This is a genomic window from Streptomyces sp. NPDC048415, from assembly GCF_040651675.1.
Classification (GTDB): Bacteria; Actinomycetota; Actinomycetes; order Streptomycetales; family Streptomycetaceae; genus Streptomyces.
This window is the reverse complement of sequence record NZ_JBEZKJ010000222.1, coordinates 1-1,706: the sequence shown is the minus strand read 5'-3', so window position 1 is coordinate 1,706 and position 1,706 is coordinate 1. Positions and strand designations below refer to the sequence as shown.

Annotated in this window: 1 protein-coding gene and 2 pseudogenes; 2 read left to right on the top strand and 1 reads right to left on the bottom strand. The window is 66.5% G+C overall.

Annotation, left to right across the window (positions count from 1 at the left end; genetic code table 11):
* Positions 1-190: 190 nt before the first annotated feature.
* A pseudogene (locus tag AB0D27_RS45460) lies at positions 191-536 on the top strand (transposase); the annotation flags it as partial.
* A gap of 63 nt (positions 537-599) precedes the next feature.
* Here the strand turns inward: AB0D27_RS45460 and AB0D27_RS45455 are convergent.
* Positions 600-785 (bottom strand): annotated as a pseudogene (locus tag AB0D27_RS45455) (IS630 family transposase); the annotation flags it as partial.
* A gap of 137 nt (positions 786-922) precedes the next feature.
* On the opposite strand from AB0D27_RS45455, the gene AB0D27_RS45450 reads away from it, so the two are divergent.
* Positions 923-1,567, top strand: coding sequence for a dihydrofolate reductase family protein (locus AB0D27_RS45450; RefSeq protein ID WP_362521537.1), 645 nt, complete (start codon positions 923-925; stop codon positions 1,565-1,567).
* Positions 1,568-1,706: the final 139 nt, after the last annotated feature.

The following is a 1,706-nucleotide window of genomic DNA, read 5'->3' as shown; positions in this document are numbered from 1 at the left end:
GCTCCAGGCGGGCCCACTGCGCATCCGTCAGATCTCCACGTGCCACAACGCAAGATCATCCCACCTCAAGATCCACTTTCGACACACGCCCTAGGTCACTCACCTGGGCATTTCCCGGACATTCAGGCGCCTTCGTCTGATCATTTGCTCCGACGAAGGAATGCACGTGACCACGACGAAGGCCGTGAAGGTGAGTCTGCTGTCTGATGACGTCCGGAGGGAAGCGTTCGCGGAAGCGTCACGCTTCCGGGGTGAGTTCTCTGCGTGCCTGACCAAGCGACGCGATGAACTGCTCGAGCTGGCAGACGTCGCACTCTGCGCGGACGGCCCGGTGAAGTCTCTCTTTCGTCGCCGTGCTGGAGCCTGGTGCCACGTCCTGGACCGCGATCCTGGACGCCGCTCGGCTCGGACCGGCGGATCATGCGACCGCCGTTACTGCCGCGCAGCTGAGGGGTGTCGTCGAACGGCTCATCGCCACGGGTCAGTGGGCGTCCGGGGCTCCGGACATCATGGTCGTCGCTGACGCCGGCTACGACGTCACCCGGGGTGTCGTCGAGCCCGGCCATCCGCTCCGCAGCGAAGACCCCGCGCCACTTCGTCACCGTCTTAACCGCCACGCCAACGGCCAGCGCAGCACCCGCAACCGACATGCCGTCAGCACACGCCAGGACGATCCGGGCCCGCTCGGCCGGACGCCGGTCCGGCAATCCCGCCCGACGCACCAGCTCGACACGCTCGTCCTCCGACAGCGTGATCTCTACAGCGGAAGGACCCCAATGCGGCATAACAGGCTACTTACGAACCCTCAGGATTTCTGGCGCATCACACTAGGCAGCCCCAACTACTGGCCGGTCATGGCCGCGGCGATGAGTTTGCCCGGTGCGGGCAGTCTCACCGTTATCGACAACGCAGGAGGAAGTACGTGGATCAGCTGTTGAGAGTCCAGAACTTCAACGTCTCGCGTGACGGATTCGGTGCCGGTGAGCACCAGAGTCTCGAGAGACCGTTCGGCCACGCCGATCCCGGGGACATGTTCGCCTGGGCCGGCGCCACGGCGAGCTGGCCCATGCGCACCGACCCCGGGGGGAGCCGCGGGCTCGACGACTACTTCACGCGAGACTTCGCACGCAACATCGGCGCCGAGATCATGGGCCGCAACAAGTTCGGGCCCCAGCGCGGGCCCTGGCGCGACCATGACTGGCGCGGCTGGTGGGGTGACGAGCCCCCGTTTCACACCCCGGTGTTCGTCATGACCCACCACAAGCGTCCTTCGTTCACGCTCTCCGACACCACGTTCCACTTCGTCGACGGCGACCCGGCCACGGTCCTCGAGCAGGCGCGGGATGCGGCGCAGGGCAAGGACGTCCGACTCGGCGGCGGCGCTACCACCATCCGGCAGTTCCTTGACGCCGACCTCGTCGACACCATGCACGTGGCGGTCTCGCAGGTGCAGCTCGGATCCGGGGTACGACTCTGGGAGTCACCCGATGAGCTGCTTGACCGGTTCCACCTCGAGGTCGTGCCCAGCCCGAGCGGCGTGACGCACCACCTGTTCTGGCGAAGGTGACACGAGGGGCCAGTCGGGGATGTCAGCGCGGTGGATGCGGGCGTTTCAGCATGATCTAGCGCGGAACCCCGGGCGTTCACGCCCGGGAGGAAGCGCTTCTCTGGACTGCTCTGAGCCGCGCGCGTGCATGGGTCTGCAC